Here is a 23,817-nt window from a genome sequence, read left to right on the forward strand (position 1 = left end):
ATATGCCTTTTCCCGGTTTTCATAAGAAAAAGAAGACTGATCCTTCTGTCGGCAAAGAACCCGAAGAGCCGAAACTCGAGGATATTTTAAAGAAGATCAACGGAGTGAATGATGCCGGAAAAGAAGAGAATAAAGAACCGGCAGATCTGCCCGACAAACCGAATATCGAGGATATTATAAAAAATATCAAAAGAGCTGATGATGCGGGAAAAGAAGAGGGAAGCGAACCTGCAGGCACGCCTGAACCCGATTCTCTTTCATCGTCCATTGCAGAAGAGGCGCCGGTGCCAGCCAGTGAGGAACCCCGGGAATCGGTAGAGGTAACTGCCCATGAAGAGCCTGAAGAAAGAGTAATCAGTGCAGAAGATTCTGTCGAACCCGTAGGATCAGTTGAGGGAACTGCCCCTGAGATTCCTGGGGTAAGCGTGGTTCTGATAGAAGATTCCACCGATCCCGAATTGATTCAGGAACACCCTGAAGAGCCGGAAAAAGATGAAATTACCGAAAAGGAGGAAATCGGAAACATAGAAGAACCGTCTGATCAGCCCGTCAGGGAACCGGTAAAGGAGCGGGAAGAGGAATGGCCTGAGTCCGTTGAGAAAGCAGAGACCACCGGGAAGGACGAGGGCGGAGGGGAGGACCTCTCGTATATAAAAAAGAAGAAAAAAACAACAAAGGCACGAATTCAGGATGAAAAAAAGGGCCTGCTCCTGAAGAAGAAGATCGAAAAGATCCGCCTGTATGATTTCGGGACAGACGGGCCTCTTGTGGACCCTATCCTTCCTGAAGGATACGTTCTCAGGGATGAATACTGGATACACGAAGGAAGATCAAAGGTGCTTATAGCGAAGAGTCCCGAAAATCATCTCGAAGAGTATCTTCTCTATGAACCGAAATTATCCAGTTTCGAAAGAGAGCTCGCAGAGAGGCTCTATGAAGACATGAGGGATGTCCTGATTCTTACGGACGAGGAGATTCTCGAGGATCGCGAGAGTGTCCTTATGGATAAGATGAACTACCTCCTTCATGAGTATAAGGTTAAAATAGAGGATGATGCCCTCTTTAAACTCCAGTATTATCTTCTCAGGAACTTTCTCGGGTGGTCGAAGCTCGACTCCCTCATGTTCGACCCGAACATCGAGGACATATCATGCGACGGCTCGGACATACCTTTATTCCTTTACCACAGGAAATTCAGGAATATAAAGACGAATATCTCCTTCGATGAAGACACTCTATATTCTCTTGCCATACTCCTTGCACAGAGGTCGGGGAAGCATATATCCGTCTCCCAGCCAATGCTGGATGCAACCCTTCCTGACGGTTCGCGTCTACAGCTGACCCTCGGAAAGGTGGTTACAAGCAGGGGAACCTCGTTTACAATTCGTAAATTCCGTGAAGAGCCGTTTACACCTATCGAACTCATCGACTACGGCACGTTCAATGTCGACCAGCTCGTCTACTTTTGGCTTGCAATCGAGAACAATAAGAGCCTGCTATTCGTAGGGGGAACAGCGAGCGGAAAGACGACATCGCTCAACGCCGTCTCGCTCTTTATCCCGCCCCTGTCAAAAGTGGTGAGTATTGAGGATACAAGGGAGATCACTCTCTTCCATGACAACTGGCTTGCGACGGTTACGAGGGAGGCTGTAGTCGAGACATCCGGGGCCAAGGTCGATATGTTCGACCTGCTGAAGGCAGCAATGAGGCAGAGGCCGGAATACATCCTTGTCGGTGAGGTGAGGGGTGTCGAGGCCCAGACTCTTTTCCAGGCAATGAATACCGGGCATACAACCTTCTCGACTCTTCACGCAAACAGCGTGGACGCCGCTATCCACAGGCTTGAAAATCCCCCCCTGAACGTTCCGAGGAACATGGTTCAGGCGCTTGACATAGTTTCGATACAGGCGCTTGTATACAGGGGGCAGGACAGGGTCAGGAGAGCTATGGAGATCGTAGAGATAGCGGGAATCGATCCCGGAACAGGAAATCTCCGTGTAAATACTGTTTTTGAATACGACCCTGTAAAGGATATTCATACATATTCAGGCAGATCGCAGGTATATTCGAAGATCCTTGAGATGCGTGGCTGGAGCCGGGAGGAGATGAACGAGGAGATCGAGAAGAGGCGCAGAATAATCCAGGCCATGCACGACCAGGGAATTATTGATTATATAAATGTCACCAAGATATTCCAGGCCTATTTCATCAATTCCTCCAACGTTCTCGAAAATATAGGCGATCTTAAGAAGGCATTTTTATGATAGTCGACAGGTATGTCAGCTGGAAACTTAAGAGGAACCCCGATGCATTTATGCAGCTCCATGCGGATTTGATATCCGCAAGGATGGGCATCACTCTCAACCGTTTCCTGCAGATATGCCTGATCAGTGCCCTGTTGGCCGGGTTTTCCGCAGGAATTGCGGCCGCTCTTTTTGCTTCACTTATTTATATTCCGAGAGTTTCGATACAGATCTACAATGTATTCAATCTCCAGCTTCCGTCATATTATATCCCACAGCTGAACCAGACGAACTTTGCCATTCTGGCATTTTTTGTGATATTTATCCTGCTGTCGTTTATCTCGTACCATGTAATGATCAGGTATCCTTCGATCAAGAAAGCATCCAGGACGACAAAGATCAATCTCTCCCTGCACAACGCGGTTTCGTATATGTTTGCAATGAGAAGGGGTGGTGCCGAGATGCTCGATATATTCAGGTCGATGTCTGAGAATGCCGTCGTTTACGGTGAAGTCGCTATCGAGTTCAGGCAGGTTTTAAGAGATGCCGAATACTTCGGCCACGACCTGATCTCCGCACTGGAAAACCTCAGCATGACCACACCTTCGGAGAAACTCAAGGATTTCCTGGAAGATCTGGTATCCGTCACCGGAAGCGGCGGAAACATCTCCGAATATCTTGAAGGGAGGGTGAGAATGTACCAGGAGGAGGCGAGGTTCGAACAGCTTCAGTTTCTCTCGACCCTTCAGATAGTTGCCGAAGCATATGTTACCGTCTTTGTCGCAGGACCTCTGTTCCTGGTTATAATTATGGTCGTTATGGGAATGGTCGGGTCATCTGCCGTTCTTGAATTCGCCCTGGTTACATATGTCCTTCTTCCCATAGGTGCAGTGATATTCATTCTCTTTATCGATATGATGTCGCTTTCCGATGAGGTTGCGGAGAGATATACACGCATTACCGAGATGAAACAGTTCATCGATGTTCCGATCGAAGATAAAGAGGATGATGTTCGCAATTACAAGGCCCTGGACTGGTACGACCGCCTGAAGGCGATACGGGGTTTTCTCACCAGTCCATTCGACTGGTTCATAGTAAACGCGAACAGGACCCTTTATTTCACGGTACCGCTTGCTCTTATATACATTATTGCCGTCTATCTGGTTACACCTCAGTACTCGGATACTGAGCTCTATATTGCTGTGGTCGACGATCACGTGATAATCGCCATGCTTATAGTAATCCTTCCGTATGCCGTTTTTTTTGAGTTTTGGCGCAGGAAACTCAAGTCAATCGAATCCTCGATTCCGGATTTCCTGGAGAGACTTTCGGGTATAAACAGAGTCGGCCTCACTATAGCGGGTGCAATCAATGTTCTTGTCAAGGCCAATCTTGGGCTTATTTCTTACGAGATACGGAGAATAAAGAGGGATCTGGAATGGGGTGCGAGTGTAAATGATGCACTTATACGCTTTGAAGAGCGTGTGAATACTGCGGCAATTGCGAGAACTGTAACGCTGATTACCAAGGCCAGCGAGATGACCGGGGATATTGGCGAGGTGCTCGGTATTGCATCGGCCGATGCAAGGATGAGCGAGACTCTCAAGAAGGAGAGGCAGGGTGAGATGTTCATCTATACCGTAATCATCTACCTTGCGTTCTTCGTATTCATCTTCGTGGTCGCGGTACTGAATACGAACTTCCTCGAAATTCTTGAACAGCTCAGCAATATGACAACTAGTTCCGGGTCGTCGATCGCCGGGGCATCGGAGTTTTCGATGGCTGCTAATATGGATGTCGATGTATTCAGGCGTCTGTTATATCATACCTGCCTTATACAGGCGATATTTTCAGGCATCATTGCAGGTCAGATGGGTGAGGGAATGGTAAAATCGGGCATAAAACACGCCGGGATTATGCTCATTATAGCACTGGTGATATTCAACCTGTTCATATAGGTCGTGTGAATTCCTCTTTAACAGGATGATTGATATATATTCATATAGAGTATGTGACTCCTAAGAAACAGATGCCTTAAAACAATCCCTGAAAATAAATAATATTGATTCTTTATTCTGTAAACGGGTGCAAATACAATAATAACTAAATAAATTGTCAGGTTATAATTATCTTATAAACGACAAGTCAGGGTTTGCCAGGGTTAATATATGTTGAGATTGCAGGAGCGATGCGAAGGCTTCACCGGCCTGGAGGCAGCTATTGTTTTGATAGCTTTTATTGTAGTTGCATCCGTTTTCGCATTCTCGGTGATCGGTGCGGGGTATTTTGCAACCCAGCAGACCCAGAGCACTGCATACACTGCACTTCAGCAGACAGGTTCGACTCTTGAGATCCTGGGATATGTGCACGGAATAAAAAGAGCGGACGACGAGATAGGTGCCATACAATTCAACGTTGGTCTCGCCCCGGGAGGCAAATATATAGATTTCAGCAAGATGGTTCTCACCTGGACCACCAGAGACGAGATCAGAACCTATGATGCGAACGAGCCTCTTTACAATACCACGATCGATGAAGGAAAATGGGGGATTATGGGGATCAAACCCACGGATGCGACCGGTGATACGGTTCTTGAACCTGGTGAAACATATACGATCTATGTCAACCTGACCTCCGGGGAGGAGCTCGGTCCCGGAGATGAATTTTCGCTTGAACTTACATCTACATCGGCAATGTCCCTGATAATCAGCAGAAGTGCACCCTGGCAGATCGACAATATAAATACCCTCTATTGAACATATTCTTCTTCATTGCTGTTATGAGAGATTTCGAGGCTGAAAACCTTAAAAAGAAAAGAGTGGCCCGCCTTTCGATATTGTCAAATACATTTCTTGTCTTCATGAAGCTGGGTGCCGGCCTTGCAGTGGGCTCGATAAGTATAATCTCGGAGGCTGTTCATTCGGCCGTGGATCTCATTGCATCGGCGATTGCTTATATCTCCGTAAAGAAATCAGCAGTTCCCCCGGATATGTGCCACGAGTACGGGCACGGGAAATTCGAGGACATGTCGGGAATTATCGAGGCGCTCCTGATAGTGGTCGCATCACTTATTATCCTTTACGAGGCTGTCATGAACCTTGTAAGCGGCCATGATATCGCCTCAGAACAACTGCTCTCCGTCGGAATAGCCGTGATGCTGATCTCGACCATAATGAACCTCTATGTCTCAACGAAACTCTTCTCCGTTGCAAAGGATACCGGCTCGATTGCTCTCGAGAGCGATGCCTGGCACCTGCGGACCGATGTCTTTACTTCTGCGGGTGTGATGGTCGGCCTTATTCTTATACGGATTACCGGTTTTGTCCAGTTTGATGCGATAATTGCTATAGGAATCTCGTTTGTCATCCTGCATGCCGCCCACGATCTCATAAAAAGATCCTTCGCTCACCTTACCGACAGGTCGCTTCCTGACGATGAGATGGAGGAGATCCGGGAGGTACTCATGAGGTTCTGCGGGAACAACGTAAGTTTCCACGCGATAAGGTCGAGGAGAGCAGGGCCCGATCGTTTCGTCGAGTTTCATCTTACGGTCCCGGGCGATTCAAGTGTAAACGATTCGCATGAACTGACCGACAGGATCGAGGCTGCCTTAAAGTCGAAACTCGGGCGGATTTTCGTTACGATTCATGTAGAACCTGCCAAAAACAAAAAGGATTAAATCAATCCCTGCCGATTATCTCTCAGGTGAAACTGTAATGTGTTCAGGAGCCGGTGGTTTCGACGTTGAACTGACACAGCGTCTCAAACCAAAAAAATACAAGTGCAGGAGCTGCGGGGCGACATTCGAGAGCGTGTCAAAGCACCCGGTCTGCCCCACCTGCCAGTCGGAATCAGTAGATGAAGTATGATATCCCTCTTGATGACGAGCTTCTTTTAATCAGGAGAGGGGACCCTTTTTTGCTCGTTGCAAAGGCACAGGAGCTTTTCGTGCTGTGCATAGAGACATATGATAAGGAATTATGCCAGACCGTCGAGGCAGGGGACCTGATCGTTGCCTCCGCGCCGGAGGGAGGAGACGTGAGGCAGGCGGAGATCCTGGTCGAACTCGTGAGGACTTATCACCAGCCTGTCTTTGTTATGCCGAAGGATCATCCCGGCTCTGCGAGGCTTTCGATGGTTGTCTCCGCAGGGCCCGCCGTAATCCCCAAATGCGATATCGTACGCGGGACACACCCCGAACAGGACGTGATCTGTGCATCGGAAGAGTTCGGAAACCTGCGGCTGTCTTCAGTGAACGGGGGAGTGGAGATCTCGCTTCCGGAGTTGGAGGAGACATTTTTTTCGATATCGAAGATTCAAACCATAGTGGCCCGTTAAACTCCGGGCCTTTCCCACCGTAGATCGGCGTCTGCTGAAAATGAAATTCACTTTTATCTCGAGACCTTAAAGGGCATCGCAACTTGAAATAAAAATCATTAATAGCCTTCCTTGATGATAGTTAATGTATTGCCGTGAGAGGAGGGTTGGATGAAGACTGAGGTCCTCAAGAGCATCAAAGAGACAGAAGAAGAGTACAAATCAATGATCAGCACTGCCCACGAAGAAAAGAAGCGCGCAATCGCTAATTCGGAGCAGGAAGCTGGAAATCTTATTGCGAAAGCAAAGTCAGATGCCGAAGAGTACAAGAACAAGCGCATCGCAGACGCAAGGGCTGAGGCAGCCAAACAATACGCAGAGATCGTCAAAGAAGGCGAGAAGCGAGCTGAAGCTCTGAAAAAGAACGCAGCCTCCAACCTTGACAAAGCAGTGGAACAACTTGTTTCACAGTTCAAGGTGAAGGTCAATGTTTAAAGTCCAGAGGATGAGCAAGCTGCTCATCGCAGCGTCTAAAGATCAGCTTGAACCGGTTATTCGTGAGTTGTACCGTCACAATGTCTTTCATATAGAGGACTTTGTCGACCAGGGGGAGGAGGAGTATGAAGGCTTTAAGATCGGGAGACCGATGGAAGGAGCCTCGTCTACCTCCGGAAAGCTTCTAAGGATTCGCTCGCTGGCCAACATGATCGGCGTTTCTCCCGATAATGTAGAGTCAGTAGCAGTGCAGGGTAAAGGTGCACTTTCGACAAAGATCGAGAGTGAACTCCCGAAGATTGAAGAGGAGATCGGTTCCCTCGTGGAACGGCGGAACTCTCTCGAAAGCAGTCTCAGGGAATGTGTCCAGAAACAGGCGGACCTTGAAACCTTTGCAAAAGTCCCGATGGATCTTTCCCTTCTCCGGGGATATGACGGCTTCGACGTTTTTGCAGGAACTATTCCGCAGGACATCGAGCTGCCGGTCGATTGTGAAAAATATTTCACCGACCAGGTTCCCGGAAATCTCCTGATCGCAGTCGTGCCCAAAGAATCGTCGCAGGAAGCCGAGAGGTTCCTTGTCGATTCAGGGTTTACGGCTGTTGCCATTCCCAACGAGGATGGCACTGCAGAGTCCAATATTGAAAAGTACACTCAGGAGATCACCCGTCTCGAGAGCGAGATTGGTAAGATGTCGGAGCAGATAACTGCTCAGAAAGAAAAATACGCCGAATTCCTGGTGGCATGCGAAGAACTGCTCACGGCAGATGTAGAGCGTGCAGAAGCACCGTTGAGATTCGCAACTACCGAAGAGGCATTTGTTGCCGAAGGGTGGGTGCCATCGGATGTAGTGGAAGGCCTTACAAGCGATCTCCAGGCTGCCACTGGCGGAAAGGTGTTCGTCACCGAAGAGGAGATCAACTATGATGAGGATATTGTACCTATCGAGTACGACAGTCCAAACTGGGCAAAGCCGACAGAGGCTTTGATGGACATATACTCGAGGCCGCAGTATACCGAGTTCGATCCGACGCTTCTTGTCGCGATCGTATTCCCGATATTCTTCGGATTTATTCTCGGAGATATCGCATATGGTGCAATTCTTTTGATTATGAGCTTCTGGCTCCGCAAATTCGTCAAAGACAGTATTGCAGGAAACCAGCTGCTCGATGTTTTAAGAAATGCAAGCGTAGCAAGTATAATATTTGGTGTTTTGTACAGCGAATTCCTTGGTTTTGCATGTCCGTGGAACCCTATTATCATGAGCCGCCACTTCAATATCGGGGCGGAGCACGCAGGTCACGGGCCTGATGCGATCCTTCTGCTGATTGTTACGGCATGGGTCGGTATTCTGCATATTACACTCGGAAGAGCTATTCACGCCAGAAATGCAAAGGTTCAGCTTCACCCCGGAGAGCACCGCAGCAAGGTGATCTTTGCCCAGATCGGGTGGATCATCGTCATGTGGGGTATTCTCCTGATGATATGGACTATCGCACCGATCCCAATGATGCCCGATCTTACAGGCGCAATGGCGATTGCAGGCTACAATATCTTCCTGCTCGTCGGAGCACTGATGATTCTTGTTGGTATTATCGGAATCGGAAGGGATAGTGCACTTGAACTTATGGAACTTCCGACAATCATCAGCCACGTGCTGTCCTATACACGTCTGGCTGCAGTCGGTCTCTCGTCAGTCGCAATCGCGGCCGTAGTCAACTATATTGCTATCGGAATGATGATCGAGCCGGCGATTGCCGATTTCGGAATTGTAAGTATTGTAATGATTATCGTGGGAATCTTCGTATTCCTCATAGGACACACATTAAACACCGCACTTGGTCTTCTTGGCGGTGGTCTACACTCTATTCGTCTGCACTACGTGGAATTTTTCACGAAGTTCTACCAGGGCGGCGGCAAAAAATACGAACCGTTTGGAATTATTAGGAAATTTACGGAGGATTAAAAAATGGTTGATACAATGACACTTGAAGTGGCTCAGGCCTCGGCAGTAGGATTCAAAGCAATCGGTGCAGGTCTCGCAGTAGGTCTTGCAGGAATGGGTACCGGTCTTGCACAGCTCGGTATCGGTGGAGCAGCAGTAGGAGCAACCGCAGAGAACAAAGAGATGTTCGGTCTTGCACTTCTCTTCACGGTCATTCCGGAAACAGTCGTTATCTTTGGTCTTGTAGTTGCACTTCTTCTGCTCTTCACATAAAACGGATTCCAGGAGAAGATAAGACAATGGCATTGGATGCTGTAGTCGGCGAGATAAAGGCAAAGGGCGAAAAAGAGGCCGCTGCAATCAAAGCGGAAGGCAAAGCGGAAGCCGACAGGATTCTTGCGGAAGCCGGAGAGCAGGTTGCAGCCATAAAGACCTCGGCTGAGGAGGATGCCGCAAGGCAGTCCGCCCAGATTGTCAACAGGGAGATTGCCGCAGGAAACCTGGCAGTAAAGCGCCAGATTCTGAACGCAGAGAAGGCCCTGCTGGACGAGGTCCATGCCGCAACTGTCAAAGCAATCAGCGATCTGCCGGAGGATTTCCATAAGAAAGCGGTTCGCGAGCTTTGCAAGGCGGCAGCAAAAGAGCTGGGAGAGGGTGTATTCTACTGCAACGAACGCGACAAGGCGGCAGTGGAGCATGCAATCTCCGACTTGAAAACCCTCGCCGGGTTCTCGCTGGCAGGAACAAAAAATATCTCAGGTGGCGTCATTGCCGAGAGCAAAGACGGGCAGCTGCAGCTGGATTACAGTTACGGCTCCTATCTTACCGAGGTCTGGGAGACCGGACTTAGGGACGCATCAGAGAAGCTCTTCGGGTAGAGAGGGAGGCAGAAAATGGCTGCAGTAAATACTACAGGCCCTGCTCCCTACATATACGCCTGCACCCGTATGAAGGTGAGAAAGGCGTCCCTCATCCCGCGTGAGGAGTATATGCGCATGCTCAACATGGAGCTGCCCGAGATCGCAAGGATCATCGAAGAGACGCACTACAAGGCTGAGATAGATGAGCTCAATTCATCTTTCTCGGGGATCGACCTGTTCGAGATTGCACTGTCGTGGAATCTTGCAAAGGATTACCAGAGGGTAATTGCGATGGTGCCCGGTCACCTTAAGGGATTCACCAAGTGCTATCTCCTTCGCTGGGACATACAGAATGTCCTGACGATCATGCGTGGGAAGTCGCAGGGTGTTCCGCAGGGAAAGATCAAAGAGATAACGATCCCTGCAGGAAGCCTCGACAAGGCAGCTCTCGACAAACTCATCGCGGATGACTCGGTCGACAGGATCGTGGAGAACCTCAGGGGTCATGAACTCTATCCCGTTTTCGAGCGGGAGATGGCCGGAGCCGTTGAATCGGGCTCTTTCGCCCGTATGGAGAACGAGCTCTACAAGGCATACTACGCGGATATCATTCACGCGGCCAAGAGCGGAGTTAAAGGCGGATACGTGTTTCTGCAGTATATCCGTCTGGCCATCGATACGAAGAACCTGATGACGGTATTCCGTGTAAAGGGTTCTCTTGAGAGCGACGACCTGCGCGAACTTATGATCCCCGGCGGAACTTTCTCGGTCGACGAGCTTGTTCGCCTGGCCGGTTCGGAGAGCAGCGACGAGATTATCGAGACGATCAGGAACCGCCTGAATATCGAATCGTTCACGGAAGTTCTTGAAAAATTCAGGGAAGAGAAATCGGTGCACAAGATCGAGACCGCACTTACGAAGGCGAAGCTCGCTCAGCTCGACAAACTGGCGAAACGCTACCAGTTTTCGGTGTGTCCGATTCTGCTCTACCTCGAACTCAAGCAGTATGAGGTTTCGAATATCCGTGCCGTAGCACGCGGCAAGGCGTCGAAGCTCGATGCCGAAAGTATCGAGGCATGCATGGTGGTGTAAGAGATGGAGATCGCAGTTATCGGAAACAGTGAATTCATTCTCGGGTTCCGCCTTGCAGGCATCCAGAAGACCTATGCGGCAGAGGAAAGCGATGCAATCGCCGACCTCGTGACAATGGTCCTGGATGACGCCGAGGTCGGCATACTCGTAATGAACGGCGAAGATATGGCAAAACTGCCGCTCAGGATGCGCACCACCCTCTCGGATTCGGTAAAGCCGACGGTTATCGCCATCGGCGGCGAAGAGGGCGGACTTTCCATCAGAGAGAGAATTAAGAGATCAGTGGGTGTTGATCTGTGGAAGTAAAAGGAAAATCAAAAGGAATTCTAAAGAGGATTTCCGGGCCGGTCGTAACTGCCGTCGACCTTGACGCCCACATGTACGATGTGGTGAAGGTCGGAGACGAGCAGCTCATGGGTGAGGTCATCAAGATTGACGGTGACAACGTCATCATCCAGGTTTACGAAGCGACCGACGGTATCCGGCCGGGGGAGCCTGTGGAGAACACGGGAATGTCCCTCGCGGTAGAGCTCGGACCCGGTCTTCTGACAAGTATCTACGACGGTATTCAGAGGCCTCTCGAAGTGCTCATGGAGAAGATGGGCAGCTTCATCGAGCGTGGAGTGTCAGCTCCGGGTCTTGATCATGCAAAGAAGTGGGAATTTAAGCCCTTAAAGAAGAAGGGCGACGAAGTAGTCCCCGGTGAAATCATCGGAGAGGTCCAGGAGACGAACATCGTCACCAAGATCATGATCCCGCCGACCTTCAAGGGCGGAAAGATCAAGGAGATCAAGAAGGGCGAGTTCACTGTAGACGAGATCGTCTGCGTTCTCGACTCCGGCGAAGAGGTCGCTATGATGCAGAAGTGGCCTGTCCGTGTCCCGAGACCTGTTACGGAGAAGAAGAACCCGGACATCCCGCTGATTACAGGACAGCGTATTCTCGACGGTCTGTTCCCTATTGCAAAGGGCGGAACGGCAGCTATCCCCGGACCATTCGGGTCGGGAAAGACTGTTACCCAGCAGGCTCTCGCAAAGTGGTCCGATGCCGAGATTGTGGTCTACATCGGATGCGGTGAGCGTGGAAACGAGATGACCGAGGTTCTTACAGAGTTCCCTGAACTCGAGGACCCGAAGACCGGAAAGCCTCTCATGGAGAGGACGATTCTTATCGCGAACACCTCGAACATGCCTGTTGCGGCACGTGAGGCATCGGTTTACACCGGTATCACGATCGCCGAGTACTTCCGTGACATGGGATACGACGTATCGCTGATGGCAGACTCGACTTCCCGCTGGGCAGAGGCAATGCGTGAAATTTCGTCACGTCTTGAAGAGATGCCCGGAGAAGAAGGTTACCCGGCATACCTGTCGGCCCGTCTCTCCGAGTTCTACGAGCGTGCGGGACGTGTGGAGACACTTAACCACGATTTCGGTTCGATTACGGTTATCGGTGCGGTCTCCCCGCCCGGTGGCGACTTCTCCGAGCCTGTTACGCAGAACACTCTGCGTATCGTAAAGTGCTTCTGGGCGCTTGATGCAAAGCTGTCGCAGCGCCGTCACTTCCCGGCTATCAACTGGCTGAACTCGTACTCGCTTTACCTCGATTCGCTTTCGTCATACTATGACGAGAAGATTTCGCCTGAGTGGAACCCGCTCAGGACATGGGCGATGGCTGTTCTCCAGAAGGAGTCGGAACTGCAGGAGATCGTACAGCTTGTAGGATCGGACGCACTGCCCGACGAGGAGCAGGTGACTATCGAGGTTGCACGTCTTCTCCGTGAGGTCTTCCTCCAGCAGAACGCGTTCGACCCCGTCGATACATACTGTTCGATGGAGAAGCAGTTCGACATCATGAAGGCGATCAAGAAGTACGCGGACCTCGGCTACGACGCACAGAAGTCCGGCGCACCGATCGCGGCTGTAGTCGGCGTCAAGGCGAAGAACGAGCTTGCACAGATCAAGTTCATCGCCGAGTACAAGCCCGAACTCGGGAAGATCCTGAAGCAGATGGACGAAGAGTTTGCCAAGGTTAAGGAGGCCTGATTAAGATGAAGGAGTATCGCACAGTTACAAAGGTCCAGGGACCGCTTGTATTCGTCGAGAAGACGGAGCCGGTCGGTTATTCCGAACTTGTGAACGTCGTCCAGGCCGACGGCCAGATCAAACGCGGTCAGGTTCTTGATACCTCCGACGAGATTGTCGTCGTCCAGATCTTCGAGTCGACTGCCGGTATCGGAAAGGACTCTGGCATCAGGTTCCTCGGCGAGACTATCAAGATGCCTGTCGGAAAGGACATGCTCGGTCGTATCCTCTCCGGCGGCGGTAAGCCGAAGGACGGCGGACCCGAGATCGTGCCTGAAAAGAGGCTCGAGATCACCGGTGCCGCAATCAACCCGTATGCACGTGCATCGCCTGATGAGTTTATCCAGACGGGTATCTCGACAATCGACGCAACGAACACACTCGTTCGTGGTCAGAAGCTCCCGATCTTCTCGGGTTCAGGTCTTCCGCACAACGAGATCGCTCTCCAGATCGCCCGTCAGGCAAAGGTGCCGGGCTCGGACGAGCAGTTCGCTGTCGTATTCGCTGCAATGGGTATCACAAAGGAAGAAGAGAACCAGTTCATGGCCGACTTCGAGAGGACAGGCGCCCTCGAACACGCCGTAGTGTTCCTCAACCTTGCGGACGACCCGGCTGTTGAGCGTATCATCACGCCGCGTCTCGCACTTACGACCGCAGAATACCTCGCATTCGAGCTCGATTACCACGTGCTTGTCATTCTTACGGATATGACAAACTACTGTGAGGCTCTCCGCCAGATCGGTGCTGCACGTGAAGAGGTTCCCGGACGTCGTGGTTACCCCGGTTACATGTATACCGATCTCGCATCGCTCTACGAGCGTGCAGGTATCATCAAGGGCAAGAAGGGTTCGGTTACCCAGTTTTCGATCCTTACGATGCCCGGCGACGATATCACCCACCCGATTCCGGATCTTTCCGGGTATATTACTGAAGGCCAGATCGTTGTTTCCCGTGAACTTCACAGGAAGGGTATCTACCCGCCGATCAACGTTATGCCGTCGCTTTCACGTCTGATGAACCTCGGTATCGGCGAGGGTATGACCCGTGAGGACCACAAGAAGGTCTCCGACCAGCTGTATGCAGGATACGCGGAGGGTGTCGATCTCCGCGGTCTCGTGGCTATCGTCGGAAAGGACGCTCTCTCGGAGCGTGACCAGCGCTTCCTCGAGTTCGCGGACCTCTTCGAGGACAGGTTTGTCCGCCAGGGCCACGACGAGGACAGGTCGATTGCAGATTCGCTCGATCTCGGATGGGAGCTTCTTGCAACTCTGCCGGAGGATCAGCTTACACGTATCGACCGTGAGATGATCCGCAAGTACCACCCGAATTACAGAAAGAAGGAGTGAGCCTGGCATATGGCGCTTAAAGATGTAAAGCCAACAAGGTCTGAACTTATCAACCTTAAAAAGAGGATCAAACTCTCCGAACGAGGCTATAACATTCTCAAGATGAAGCGCGACGGACTAATCCTTGAATTCTTCAAGGTGCTTGAGGAAGCGAAGAAGAGCAAGAGCGAACTCAACGACAACTACGAAAAGGCGTTGAAGACGATCGCGGTGGCGAACACTGTCGAGGGTGCGATCAGGGTGAAGGCGGCGGCGATGGCCGTGCAGGAAAATCCCCAGATTGCACTCAAGCAGAAGAACATCATGGGTGTCGTTGTGCCCGAGATTGAGTCTTCGGCTGTCAGAAAGGACATCATCCAGAGAGGATATGGTGTCCTCGGTTCGTCTGCCGTTATAGACGAGACTGCCGAAGCCTTCGAGGAGCTCGTCGATTCGATCATCCGGGCTGCCGAGATCGAGACGACGATGAAGAGGCTTTTAGATGAGATCGAGTCCACGAAACGCCGTGTCAACGCTCTTGAGTTCAAGGTTATCCCTGAGCTTTCAGAGGCTCGTGACTTCATCAAGATGAGACTTGATGAGATGGAGAGGGACGAACTTGTCCGTCTCAAGAAGATCAGGGCCAAGGCCCAGGCAAAATAATTTTTTTTGTGTTTTTTTTGTTACGACAATTTTTTGAATTTGTATAAAAAGAGAAGATTTTTTATTTATATATTCAAATGTAACTCTATAGGTTGCCTGATTAGATTCTTCACTTCATTATAGACTGAAACATCAAGAGGTTCAGCAATTTCATAAGATACTATGAGTCCATATTTTATTGGGATTTTTGATTTTCCAATATCTCTTAAACAATTAACTCGAATTTGAATTAGATCATCTTCAGATATAGGATTTGCACCTTCCCATTCAAAAATTTCATGCTGTATTGTGCCTCTTTTCACTTGGTTTGAATCAGCAACATCAATTCTTGTAATTTTTTTACCAATCATCACATCAAACCAAAGCCTATAATTCTTATATTTCTGTGAAGTAGGCGTTGTTGGAGATAACCAAGCCAAAGTGATTGTTAATTTATTTTGAATGAATTTATTACTTAGAGCTTGTAATTGTGGTAGAGTAAAAAGATGCCCTTCATCATTTTCAAGTTCACCATAACCTATTAGTGTAGCCCTTTGATCATTACAATTTATCAATTTATCTACATCTGGAATGCCATAACCCATCCATCTATTTATTAAACTCTTTCTATGGTTTGATGTCAAACCATCTTCTTTAAAAATATCTTGGAGATATTGACCCGATTTTCCCCACGAACAACCGTGAGTTAACATTGCCTTAATTATTGGAGTTAAGAATTTTTGATATTCATCATTTTCAATATCATTTGAATTAAATATTTCAATTAAATTCTCATAATATTGGCCAGCTGTATGGCTTGTTAATGCAGCTGAATTACTTGTTCCATGTCCATACTTAACTTTCTTTAAGTCACCAGGTAGTCCTGGTGTGGCATATAAATTACCTGGAGGTTGATTTCCTGGTAATCTATCTCTTATATCTCTTAATTCAACATTTGAAGATCTAACTTCTTCTTTTTCATAAAGGGTTTTACCTCCGCTGAATATAAAATCGGGTTTAATTGATCGATTAAATCCATTTCCAAAAGATGATATTGGACTTGGAATTAATTCATTAAATATCTGAACATGTGGTTCTTTTAATTGAGTTTCTGAATAATCATGATATAAAGAACCTACAGTAACACAGTTAATACTTTCAGCAGGTGATAATATTCGTCTATCAAAAAGGTTCTCTGTGATTTTTTTAATACACAATTTTTCGATTTCTTCTGCTGATAGTGAATTAAATTCTTCATCAGATATTCCAGTAATTATTGATGAATTTTGATTTCCTGCACTAACAATGAAAAGAACATCATATTTTATGCTTAACCAATCTAATAGGCGAGCTAATGGACTGATTGTTCTAATATATGGACGATTGGGATCACCTATTGACAGATTGATAATTTTAATAGTAGGTGCTGTACCTCCAAATCCGTCTTCACTTTCAAATATATTTTTTACAGCTCTATGAATTAAATCAACCATCAATTCATTTTCTTCAGGGATATATTCTTCATATTCATTTTCTGAGAGGTCTGGTTTCATAATTGGTCGGGAATAAATTGGCCTAGGTAGAGGATTTGTTCTATTTGATAGATCACCATGAATAATTAAAGAGGCCATACCAGTCCCGTGATTACGAGTTTTTGCTGGATAATCAACTTCCCAATTATCTGGATCATCAATAATGAGGTGTTGTTTTAAAATTGAATGATTTGATAAAGGTAAACCATCTAATAATGCTATTATGGGTTCTCCTTTTGGCGTCGTGATTTTATCAATATTATAATCTGTTAGATCGATGTCAGTTTTTTGTTTACCTGAGGCCATTTGTCCTACAGGTCTAAAAAGCATGATACTTTCACAACTTAATAATTCTGCATCGTAATTATCAAGAAATTTAGAAATAACCTGTATTGGTAAATTTGCAAGCAGAGCATGATAACCTATTTCTGGAATTATACATTTACTTCGAATACTACCGCCAGAATTTGATACAATTCTTGATATTTCACTTACATTAGAATCCCGTTTTTTCTCATTGAGTCTGTACCATAACTCAATTTCAAAATAAACCATTTCTTTGTCTTGATTTTCTATAGATTCCTTCCAATTTTCTAGAATTCCAGTCTCTTCTAGCCTATCTTTAGAATTCCAATATCTAATATCTTTGATCAAATTAAATAAAGTCTTAAATTTATTATAGCCATAACCCAAATCACTATTTTTATCGTTTTGATATCGTCTCCATAACGAAATCATTTCGTTAATTGCTGACTGATTTGTCATTATTAAGAAAAGTTTGCCTGAGAGTCTTTTTTGGTTGTTTTCTTTGTAATAAAAATAGTGATCAGGTTCAATATCATTGATATCAAATTGTCCTAACCATTCAAAACCCTCAATTCTTTTTACAGCGTTTGAAAAGTCATTAATGCTCCCAATAATCTCAATAACTAATACTTTTTCAGGTTCAATTCCAATATTACTATCTTGAATAGAAACATTTTGTTCTCTAAATGCAGTTTGTAAAGCGGTAAGTTTAGGTGATAATCTTAATATTTGGTCTGAGTGAGAGGGAACTTCTGGATTTTTTCCAAATCCTCGCCTTTTAACAGTTTCAACTCTTTCTGGTTTTGGAAATATTATTAGGGGTTTCTCTGATTCCATCTTGTTCACCTTCTATTTGGTTTACTATTGCTGTTCTAGCACTCCACAATTTCAAATTTTGATCTACGATTGGTTTAATATTTGAAATGGGTTGCATTAGGACGTACTGCCTGAAAACAGTTTGACCAAATTCTTCTGCTTCAGAATAATTTATCCCACTTAATTTTTTTGCTAAAAATTCTGGTTTATATCCTAAAGAAAAACCAATCCTCTTTTCAAACAATTTAAACCAATCTGCTAAATGTTTTTCATCAGGTTTAGGCAAAACTAGCCTTATTTGAAAGCGTCTCCAAACCGCTCGGTCGAGAAGTTCTGCATGATTAGTAGCTCCAATTACAATGACATGTGATGGCAAGGAATCAATTTGCATTAAAAGAGAACTAACAACCCTTTTTATCTCTCCAGTTTCGTGTGTGTCTCCACGTTCTTTTCCTAAAGTTTCAAATTCATCAAAAAATAAAACGCATTTCCTAGTACTTGCATATTCTATTAACCTTCGGAGGCGATTTGCAGTTTCTCCAAGATATGATCCAACAATCCCGTCATATCTTACTACAAACAAAGGAAGCATAAGTGATTCAGCAATGGCTTCTGCAAGAGATGTTTTACCATTCCCTGGTGGTCCAATTAATAAAATTCTATTTCTTGGTTCTAGATTATAAGAGCGCAATAAATCAACACGGTTATGTTCATGAATTAATTCATTACATATTTGAATTACTTCTGTTGGTAATATTAGGTCATCTAATCTATAATGAGGAGTCACTTCATAAACTAAGTTTGATATCCTTTGATCGCTGATTCCATTATTTTTATTTTGAAAATTTTCATTGTTGAATGAAGAGTTTAGAAGTATTTCTAATCTATTTGCTAGAATACTGTGATTTTTGGCTCTCTCCTCTGCGATTATTGATTCAACAATATTTTTAGTTTTTATTTTATCACAGCAAAGGCTATTCTTTACTAGACTTAATAATAAATCTGCTCGAACCATTATTTATTTCCAATATTTCGGGTAATGAGTTTTATAGCTTTGGATAAAGAATTTTCAACTTATTTCTTCCCTCCCCTCAACCCACAAATCAAACCACCCTCCTTCCTCAGGGGTATGGCTCCTCCTCGCCCTTTTGCATAACTCCGGCCTTTCTCCTGCAGAATCGTGGACGATCCAGGCAATTTTCGTTCGAACTACATATTTTAATTCTCAAACCGATAATTAGTCTCTATGAATATTCGTATTGTCCTTGAGCCCGGCGAAGACAGAGGGTATACTGTCTATGTTCCCTCGCTTCCCGGCTGTATCAGCGAAGGCGATACAAGGGAAGAGGCGATAGAGAATATCAGAGAGGCAATCGAGCTTTATCTTGAACCGATTGATGATGAAATGATTCTCGGTGAAAAGGCTGAACAGATAGAGATCGCTGTATGAAATAAGCTCCTTCTCTGGATGCATAAACCGATAAAAAGATCGACCCTTTCCCATTTATTAAAACAAGCTAACATGAATCTGGAAGAGCTTCTTTGATTTAATAAACTTAAATTAAATAATTTTATCTCGGGTTGTGTGATCTTTCTAAACTAGACGGATCCTAATACTCCCCGATTTTATCTCTGTTGTTTAAAATAACTATCCTGCTTGCGTTTATCTCCTTGTTGGTATTACTATATGCCATAACTACATTTTCACCCGGCCAAAATCCGGTGGTGTTTATTACAGTCGTCCATCTGTTGTTCCCTGATTCACCAGGCAATACATCTGTCACGATCTCTATTGATGTTTTATTTGGTCTGATTTTTCCATGAATGAAGCTACTTTGATAAAAATGAACCCTTATTTCATCTCCTGCCGGAAGTGTCGTATTTCCGGAGATGACAATTTCATCATCAGCGTAATATTGTGAGTCTAACGGATCAATTCCGATTATATTGGATCTGACTGAATCCGGTGCAGCAGTCTCTGGAGAACCGTTTAACTGTAGCAAGGCTATGGCAATGACCAGAATGAGTAATATTGAGACTATAAGAAAAAAAGGGATTTTTTTATTATTCATCATGTCTTTACCTTAGTTTGCAGTGTTTAATGTTATACTTGATGGCCACGAGTTACCTACCCATAATCCGGATAGATGGCTCCAATAAGCGTTATTAACATATGAAGTTACAGTTGCCGGCGAGATATCATACCCTCCTGTATCAATTACATAGAAATCGTTGAATGTCGTATCACCGCAGAGATATCTGTTATCAGGAATTGTAACACCTTCAAGCATTGTTTCAACATCAACATTATCATTTGGCATTGATTCAGCCACATATGTTGTCTGGATGTTTCTCGTGACATCTCTGAAAGTTATAGTCCAATAGTCTCTGTAATGGTTATAGAGGATATCCCCTTCAATAACATCGCCTGGCTGAATACCAGATAGTCGTGTTGAATGTAATACTGAAGATGAACCTGTATACGCAAACCATGAAGAGCCCGTCCAGACATTCCCGGGATCGGGATCATAAGCATGATCTTTCCAATACCACTCGAGAACAGGTTGGATTAACTTTGTTCCATCTGTGGTCTGAACTCCATTCCATATTGCAATCTGCGATCTTTCAGTTACATCATCATAAACCCTTTGAGGACTTTGTGGCACATTCCATTTGGCATGATATTGACCTAGTGAATTTAAGGATCCGCTTTCGGAACCTTCAATATACTGATCCGGCCATGCAACCCTGTTAACCAGTTTTTCTTCCGGAGCTTCAGTTAATATTGTTAAAATTAATTTCCCTTCATTCTGTACAAAAATTGTGCTCCCTTCTGTGCTGATATGTGAACCTGATGGAATTTCTTGTACAAGAGTTGCGGGCTTTAAGCCTGAAGGCGTAGATACCTTTTCTGCGTCGGAATCGTTCGCAATCAATATCTGATCTCCTTTTGAGTTAAAAATTGTCGTCGTTCCACTTTTCAAATGATAAATTATCGAGCCTTCAGGGATTGAATTCTCATTTTTTTCATTCGAAATTGATAACTCTCCATTTATGGCAGTCTCATCCATATTTTTATTAAATGCAAGTTTTGGGATTTCATTTATCAATTGATCTGCGGGGATATAATCTTCAGAGTTTTCACTTGCACTAACAACCGGAACGAAGACCGTACCGGCGAATGCCATTACAAATAGCAGGCATAAGGCCCGCATGCCAAATTTTACTTTCATTTTTCACCTTTCTTAAGTTTTTTACCGGCATGCAAACCTTAATCCGCAATAATGCTAACATAGGAGATGCCGGTTGTATAGGTCGGCAAATGAAGGATCAGACTGCGGGGTTTGTGTGTAACTTAGGCTCCGTAATACGGTCCTTTATTAACCTTTTCTTTGATTTTTTTAAAAGGAGTTTAGTGAAGGATCACTCCTTCATCCGCCCCCAAAGTAAAAGTTGATCTAATAATATATACCTGCTGTGACCGAGTCATCGAACTGAAGGTGATCCTGTTGAAAGAATTATATTATTAACAGGTGATATTTTTTTGAGATTTGGTATAACCAATGTTTTGAGAATCTTTCAGGAAACTGTGGATGATAACCATTTATTTTTTCTCCTGCGCTGATTAGATTCTTGTGTTAAGGGATATTCCTTATCAAAATTAATAATCCTCTTTTTTGGCGCTAATATCCTGCTCAATTATAGGCTTAAGTCTGGAATCCATCAATAATCTCATATTCTATGGAGGCATCATCTGAATTTTTGCATTTTCCAGGGCGATCTGAATTGCTCCCATTATGTATTCATCTGAGAAATCAGAATTTCGTTGTCTTGAAGCTCATCTGATAACATCTGTAAAACCGGATCAGCAAGTTCCCTGAGTCTTCCGCGGTCACCTGACGTTCCCCAGACACCGGTGCCATCCCGGGTGGGGGTGATTATTATATCGTCGTATTCCGAATCCAGGAAGAATATCGCTTCATCTATTGTTATAGTCTTAGGTGACCCGTCGACGATATTGCTCGTATTGAACGTAGCCGGAGCAGGGAAACGTAATGCAACGTATGAGTTGTTTTGCCTCATCGCAATCAGTTCTGTCCTGGAAAATCCGGTTTTTATCTGGGCATTGATAAAGCGTATCTGTTCAAGACATTCTGCATGTATGGCAGGGTAATCGGTGTCTTCCGGATCTAAAATTGTTCCAATGCCGTCTTTATGGGAAATGTCGATAAATGTGGTATTCTCTCTTGAATAATTTGTATTCTGGTAATCCGGGATTTCAGGGCTTTCATAAGTCTGTCCCTGATTATGAACGAAAGCCTCAAAGTAAAGGATCGGAACAAAAATCCCTGCAATTATCACCAGTAGTCCGATAATAGCAGTACTGCTGATGATCTTCCCTAAAGTACTCTCAGGATTGCCTGTCATCAATGCGAACAGTGCAATAATCAGAAGGGCTAAAATCGTTAACGGCAGTGTCCCATTTATTATGAGATAAAGCTGCCGGGGGAGCATAAATAATACTCCTGTAGCCGTCATTATGATAAGCAGCAATATCAGGATCAATGAAGCCCCTGCTATGATGTAATTTTTATTCATTTCCATAAGGCTGTATAAAATTAATTTTTTTTCTTTGACTTAAATTTCACTGGTATTTTTTTAGAATGAGAGAGGTGGTGGATCTCTCCTTCGCCTGTAAATAAACTTGTACAACTCCGGCCGTTCCTTATTTCAGTTCTAAAAAAACGATTCAGTAATAATATCTCGCTCCGGTTATCAGGTATCCTCCGTCAGCCGTCTGAACTATCCCGGAACCGATACTTGAGCTGGTTGCAGAAGACTCTGTCAGTTCATAGAGACTATCCCATTCCGTTTCACCTTCGGCATTTGTTTTAATGATATGCAGTTTCTTCCCGCCATCTGTGCCGGATATGGTTTCCGTGAATACCAGGCCGTCTTTCGAGATCAGACTGGGATATTTTAAAATAGTGTCGTTGGTCGTACTTACCAGATTCCCGCTGTTATCCACAATTGCCTCTATATATTGGTCACGGGTGGACCCTTTTTCATCGGTTATTGATGAAGCGTAGATGATATGATATTCTCCTACTTCGCTCTCATAAAAACCGAGGAACCCATCACCCACGTTGCCAAGTTTATGTTCCCAGAGCAGACTGCCTTCATCATCCGTCTTTGCAATCCATGGACGGGAAAGAGGAAACGATTCGGAGTCCGAATATGAGCCGCCGATCAGGAAATCTCCGTCATCTGTCTGAACTACTTTGTGGACCCACGGCATTCCGCCGATTTTGATTCTGGTCTCGCGGACTGTCTTTTCCTCCGGGGAAATATTGAGGACTTGCACGTATCCGGGTTTTTTATCTTCACCCGCAAGGATGATACTGTTCTCGGAGGCAGGGGCGGCGGAAGCGAAGGGGTATCCTGAATTCGTGATATCTCCGTCAAGTTCATAGACGCTTGTCTCTGATATCAGGTCTCCGTTTAAGCTGAAGGAATACAGCATCCCGTCTTCTGAAAGGGCAACGACGGTATCGTTTTCCAGGGCGATCAGGTCGAAAATATCATTATCGATCGCCGGGAAGACGGTATCTTTTATCAGTTTGCCGTCGTTGTCAATAATTATCGCACGGGTTATTAATTCCGTAGTTCTGTTTGGATATTGGACTATTACAAGAGATCCGTCCCCGGATATTTCCACGGCAGAAGTCTGGATATAAGAGGATGCATGATATATGTTAGGACAGGTTATAACAGTCTCCGAGATCTTTTCTCCATCAGGAGAGATTTTGATTACGACTGCTTCCGCATCCGTAATATAGGGTTCAGTACATCCGGTAATGGCAATCAATCCGAATAAGGCCAAAATACAAAAAATAGTTTTTAGATTCATGTTTGGTTTCAGAAAGTTCGGAAAAAAATTAGGATAGAATTCACTCTTATCAGGCTTTTGCATATCCAGTCATCTCCTTTATTGCTTTGACAGTTTTCAGAATACGGTTTACAGCAATATTTTCAGTTTTTGTATCGGTCCGTGGAATTTCTGCCATCAGTGTCTCCTGTGATCATGTATTTTTTATCCGGTTTCAGAGGCTATTAAAGAAATTATTTTTGTTCTCTCATTATCTTTTTCTTGATTTTA

22 protein-coding genes are annotated in these 23,817 nt (G+C 45.6%); 16 read left to right on the forward strand and 6 right to left on the reverse strand.

Going from position 1 to position 23,817, the window contains the following annotated elements:
• The first annotated feature begins 2 nt into the window (after positions 1-2).
• The 15 genes from MPET_RS01120 (at position 3) to MPET_RS01185 (ending at position 15,024) form a co-directional block, all read left to right on the forward strand.
• Positions 3-2,264 (forward strand): ATPase, T2SS/T4P/T4SS family, encoded by a 2,262-nt coding sequence (locus MPET_RS01120; RefSeq protein ID WP_013328176.1) that lies wholly within the window; start codon positions 3-5, stop codon positions 2,262-2,264.
• Positions 2,261-4,201: a type II secretion system F family protein gene (locus MPET_RS01125; protein ID WP_013328177.1), complete on the forward strand. Its 1,941-nt coding sequence runs from the start codon at positions 2,261-2,263 to the stop codon at positions 4,199-4,201. The genes MPET_RS01120 and MPET_RS01125 overlap by 4 nt, the downstream gene beginning before the upstream one ends.
• Positions 4,202-4,411: 210 nt before the next feature.
• Entirely contained in the window at positions 4,412-4,999 is a 588-nt protein-coding gene (locus MPET_RS01130; RefSeq protein WP_013328178.1) for an archaellin/type IV pilin N-terminal domain-containing protein, read from the forward strand.
• 23 nt (positions 5,000-5,022) lie between these two features.
• Positions 5,023-5,922 carry a cation diffusion facilitator family transporter gene (locus MPET_RS01135; protein ID WP_013328179.1) on the forward strand — a complete coding sequence of 300 codons (900 nt, stop codon included), beginning with the start codon at positions 5,023-5,025 and terminating at the stop codon, positions 5,920-5,922.
• Positions 5,923-5,959: 37 nt separating this feature from the next.
• A complete protein-coding gene (locus MPET_RS15070) occupies positions 5,960-6,112 on the forward strand; it encodes a hypothetical protein (protein WP_013328180.1) in 153 nt (50 codons plus the stop codon).
• Positions 6,102-6,581, forward strand: coding sequence for a hypothetical protein (locus tag MPET_RS01140; protein ID WP_013328181.1), 480 nt, complete (start codon positions 6,102-6,104; stop codon positions 6,579-6,581). Before MPET_RS15070 ends, MPET_RS01140 begins: the two co-directional genes overlap by 11 nt.
• A gap of 150 nt (positions 6,582-6,731) precedes the next feature.
• Positions 6,732-7,055 (forward strand): V-type ATPase subunit subunit G family protein, encoded by a 324-nt coding sequence (locus MPET_RS01145; RefSeq protein ID WP_013328182.1) that lies wholly within the window; start codon positions 6,732-6,734, stop codon positions 7,053-7,055.
• On the forward strand, positions 7,048-9,021 hold the full coding sequence (locus tag MPET_RS01150; RefSeq protein ID WP_013328183.1) for a V-type ATP synthase subunit I: 1,974 nt from the start codon (positions 7,048-7,050) through the stop codon (positions 9,019-9,021). The genes MPET_RS01145 and MPET_RS01150 overlap by 8 nt, the downstream gene beginning before the upstream one ends.
• 3 nt (positions 9,022-9,024) lie before the next feature.
• Positions 9,025-9,273: a H+transporting two-sector ATPase subunit C gene (locus MPET_RS01155; protein WP_013328184.1), complete on the forward strand. Its 249-nt coding sequence runs from the start codon at positions 9,025-9,027 to the stop codon at positions 9,271-9,273.
• A gap of 26 nt (positions 9,274-9,299) precedes the next feature.
• Positions 9,300-9,878 (forward strand): V-type ATP synthase subunit E family protein, encoded by a 579-nt coding sequence (locus tag MPET_RS01160; protein WP_013328185.1) that lies wholly within the window; start codon positions 9,300-9,302, stop codon positions 9,876-9,878.
• A 15-nt stretch (positions 9,879-9,893) separates the two neighbouring features.
• Positions 9,894-10,952 (forward strand): V-type ATP synthase subunit C, encoded by a 1,059-nt coding sequence (locus MPET_RS01165; protein ID WP_013328186.1) that lies wholly within the window; start codon positions 9,894-9,896, stop codon positions 10,950-10,952.
• Positions 10,953-10,955: 3 nt separating this feature from the next.
• Positions 10,956-11,258 carry a V-type ATP synthase subunit F gene (locus MPET_RS01170; RefSeq protein WP_013328187.1) on the forward strand — a complete coding sequence of 101 codons (303 nt, stop codon included), beginning with the start codon at positions 10,956-10,958 and terminating at the stop codon, positions 11,256-11,258.
• The gene (locus tag MPET_RS01175) at positions 11,249-12,997 is read left to right on the forward strand and encodes an ATP synthase subunit A (RefSeq protein WP_013328188.1); all 1,749 of its coding nucleotides are present in this window, start codon (positions 11,249-11,251) and stop codon (positions 12,995-12,997) included. Before MPET_RS01170 ends, MPET_RS01175 begins: the two co-directional genes overlap by 10 nt.
• A gap of 5 nt (positions 12,998-13,002) precedes the next feature.
• Positions 13,003-14,382: a V-type ATP synthase subunit B gene (locus MPET_RS01180; RefSeq protein WP_013328189.1), complete on the forward strand. Its 1,380-nt coding sequence runs from the start codon at positions 13,003-13,005 to the stop codon at positions 14,380-14,382.
• 9 nt (positions 14,383-14,391) lie between these two features.
• Positions 14,392-15,024 (forward strand): V-type ATP synthase subunit D, encoded by a 633-nt coding sequence (locus MPET_RS01185; protein ID WP_013328190.1) that lies wholly within the window; start codon positions 14,392-14,394, stop codon positions 15,022-15,024.
• A 65-nt stretch (positions 15,025-15,089) separates the two neighbouring features.
• On the opposite strand, the gene MPET_RS01190 is transcribed toward MPET_RS01185, so the two are convergent.
• Positions 15,090-17,678, reverse strand: a complete 2,589-nt coding sequence (locus tag MPET_RS01190) for a S8 family peptidase (RefSeq protein ID WP_013328191.1) — start codon at positions 17,676-17,678, stop codon at positions 15,090-15,092.
• Positions 17,629-18,672 (reverse strand): AAA family ATPase, encoded by a 1,044-nt coding sequence (locus MPET_RS01195; protein WP_013328192.1) that lies wholly within the window; start codon positions 18,670-18,672, stop codon positions 17,629-17,631. Before MPET_RS01195 ends, MPET_RS01190 begins: the two co-directional genes overlap by 50 nt.
• A 231-nt stretch (positions 18,673-18,903) precedes the next feature.
• Between MPET_RS01195 and MPET_RS01200 the strand changes: the two genes are divergently transcribed.
• Complete coding sequence (locus MPET_RS01200) at positions 18,904-19,107, forward strand: type II toxin-antitoxin system HicB family antitoxin (protein WP_013328193.1); 204 nt, start codon at positions 18,904-18,906, stop codon at positions 19,105-19,107.
• Between the two features lie 160 nt (positions 19,108-19,267).
• Here the strand turns inward: MPET_RS01200 and MPET_RS01205 are convergent, their stop codons facing one another.
• The 4 genes from MPET_RS01205 to MPET_RS01220 all read right to left on the reverse strand — a co-directional run bounded on the left by MPET_RS01205 (position 19,268) and on the right by MPET_RS01220 (position 23,541).
• Positions 19,268-19,732, reverse strand: coding sequence for a hypothetical protein (locus tag MPET_RS01205; RefSeq protein ID WP_013328194.1), 465 nt, complete (start codon positions 19,730-19,732; stop codon positions 19,268-19,270).
• A 9-nt stretch (positions 19,733-19,741) separates the two neighbouring features.
• Positions 19,742-20,890: a hypothetical protein gene (locus MPET_RS01210; protein ID WP_013328195.1), complete on the reverse strand. Its 1,149-nt coding sequence runs from the start codon at positions 20,888-20,890 to the stop codon at positions 19,742-19,744.
• A gap of 562 nt (positions 20,891-21,452) precedes the next feature.
• Positions 21,453-22,256 (reverse strand): hypothetical protein, encoded by an 804-nt coding sequence (locus MPET_RS01215; protein WP_148222166.1) that lies wholly within the window; start codon positions 22,254-22,256, stop codon positions 21,453-21,455.
• 151 nt (positions 22,257-22,407) lie between these two features.
• Complete coding sequence (locus tag MPET_RS01220) at positions 22,408-23,541, reverse strand: hypothetical protein (protein ID WP_048130465.1); 1,134 nt, start codon at positions 23,539-23,541, stop codon at positions 22,408-22,410.
• Positions 23,542-23,817 lie beyond the last annotated feature (276 nt).

The organism is Methanolacinia petrolearia DSM 11571, from assembly GCF_000147875.1.
Classification (GTDB): Archaea; Halobacteriota; Methanomicrobia; order Methanomicrobiales; family Methanomicrobiaceae; genus Methanolacinia; species Methanolacinia petrolearia.

What these genes read in the sequence shown, in the direction of transcription:
- MPET_RS01170 (WP_013328187.1), top strand. Translation starts at nt 10,956, where the DNA reads ATGGAGATCGCAGTTATCGGAAACAGTGAATTCATTCTCGGGTTCCGC.
- MPET_RS01150 (WP_013328183.1), top strand. Translation starts at nt 7,048, where the DNA reads ATGTTTAAAGTCCAGAGGATGAGCAAGCTGCTCATCGCAGCGTCTAAA.
- MPET_RS01165 (WP_013328186.1), top strand. Translation starts at nt 9,894, where the DNA reads ATGGCTGCAGTAAATACTACAGGCCCTGCTCCCTACATATACGCCTGC.
- MPET_RS01125 (WP_013328177.1), top strand. Translation starts at nt 2,261, where the DNA reads ATGATAGTCGACAGGTATGTCAGCTGGAAACTTAAGAGGAACCCCGAT.
- MPET_RS01195 (WP_013328192.1), bottom strand. Translation starts at nt 18,672, where the DNA reads ATGGTTCGAGCAGATTTATTATTAAGTCTAGTAAAGAATAGCCTTTGC.
- MPET_RS01145 (WP_013328182.1), top strand. Translation starts at nt 6,732, where the DNA reads ATGAAGACTGAGGTCCTCAAGAGCATCAAAGAGACAGAAGAAGAGTAC.
- MPET_RS01185 (WP_013328190.1), top strand. Translation starts at nt 14,392, where the DNA reads ATGGCGCTTAAAGATGTAAAGCCAACAAGGTCTGAACTTATCAACCTT.
- MPET_RS01155 (WP_013328184.1), top strand. Translation starts at nt 9,025, where the DNA reads ATGGTTGATACAATGACACTTGAAGTGGCTCAGGCCTCGGCAGTAGGA.
- MPET_RS01180 (WP_013328189.1), top strand. Translation starts at nt 13,003, where the DNA reads ATGAAGGAGTATCGCACAGTTACAAAGGTCCAGGGACCGCTTGTATTC.
- MPET_RS01200 (WP_013328193.1), top strand. Translation starts at nt 18,904, where the DNA reads ATGAATATTCGTATTGTCCTTGAGCCCGGCGAAGACAGAGGGTATACT.
- MPET_RS01135 (WP_013328179.1), top strand. Translation starts at nt 5,023, where the DNA reads ATGAGAGATTTCGAGGCTGAAAACCTTAAAAAGAAAAGAGTGGCCCGC.
- MPET_RS01210 (WP_013328195.1), bottom strand. Translation starts at nt 20,890, where the DNA reads ATGAAAGTAAAATTTGGCATGCGGGCCTTATGCCTGCTATTTGTAATG.
- MPET_RS01120 (WP_013328176.1), top strand. Translation starts at nt 3, where the DNA reads ATGCCTTTTCCCGGTTTTCATAAGAAAAAGAAGACTGATCCTTCTGTC.
- MPET_RS01190 (WP_013328191.1), bottom strand. Translation starts at nt 17,678, where the DNA reads ATGGAATCAGAGAAACCCCTAATAATATTTCCAAAACCAGAAAGAGTT.
- MPET_RS01130 (WP_013328178.1), top strand. Translation starts at nt 4,412, where the DNA reads ATGTTGAGATTGCAGGAGCGATGCGAAGGCTTCACCGGCCTGGAGGCA.
- MPET_RS01205 (WP_013328194.1), bottom strand. Translation starts at nt 19,732, where the DNA reads ATGATGAATAATAAAAAAATCCCTTTTTTTCTTATAGTCTCAATATTA.
- MPET_RS01215 (WP_148222166.1), bottom strand. Translation starts at nt 22,256, where the DNA reads ATGAATAAAAATTACATCATAGCAGGGGCTTCATTGATCCTGATATTG.
- MPET_RS01140 (WP_013328181.1), top strand. Translation starts at nt 6,102, where the DNA reads ATGAAGTATGATATCCCTCTTGATGACGAGCTTCTTTTAATCAGGAGA.
- MPET_RS01160 (WP_013328185.1), top strand. Translation starts at nt 9,300, where the DNA reads ATGGCATTGGATGCTGTAGTCGGCGAGATAAAGGCAAAGGGCGAAAAA.
- MPET_RS15070 (WP_013328180.1), top strand. Translation starts at nt 5,960, where the DNA reads ATGTGTTCAGGAGCCGGTGGTTTCGACGTTGAACTGACACAGCGTCTC.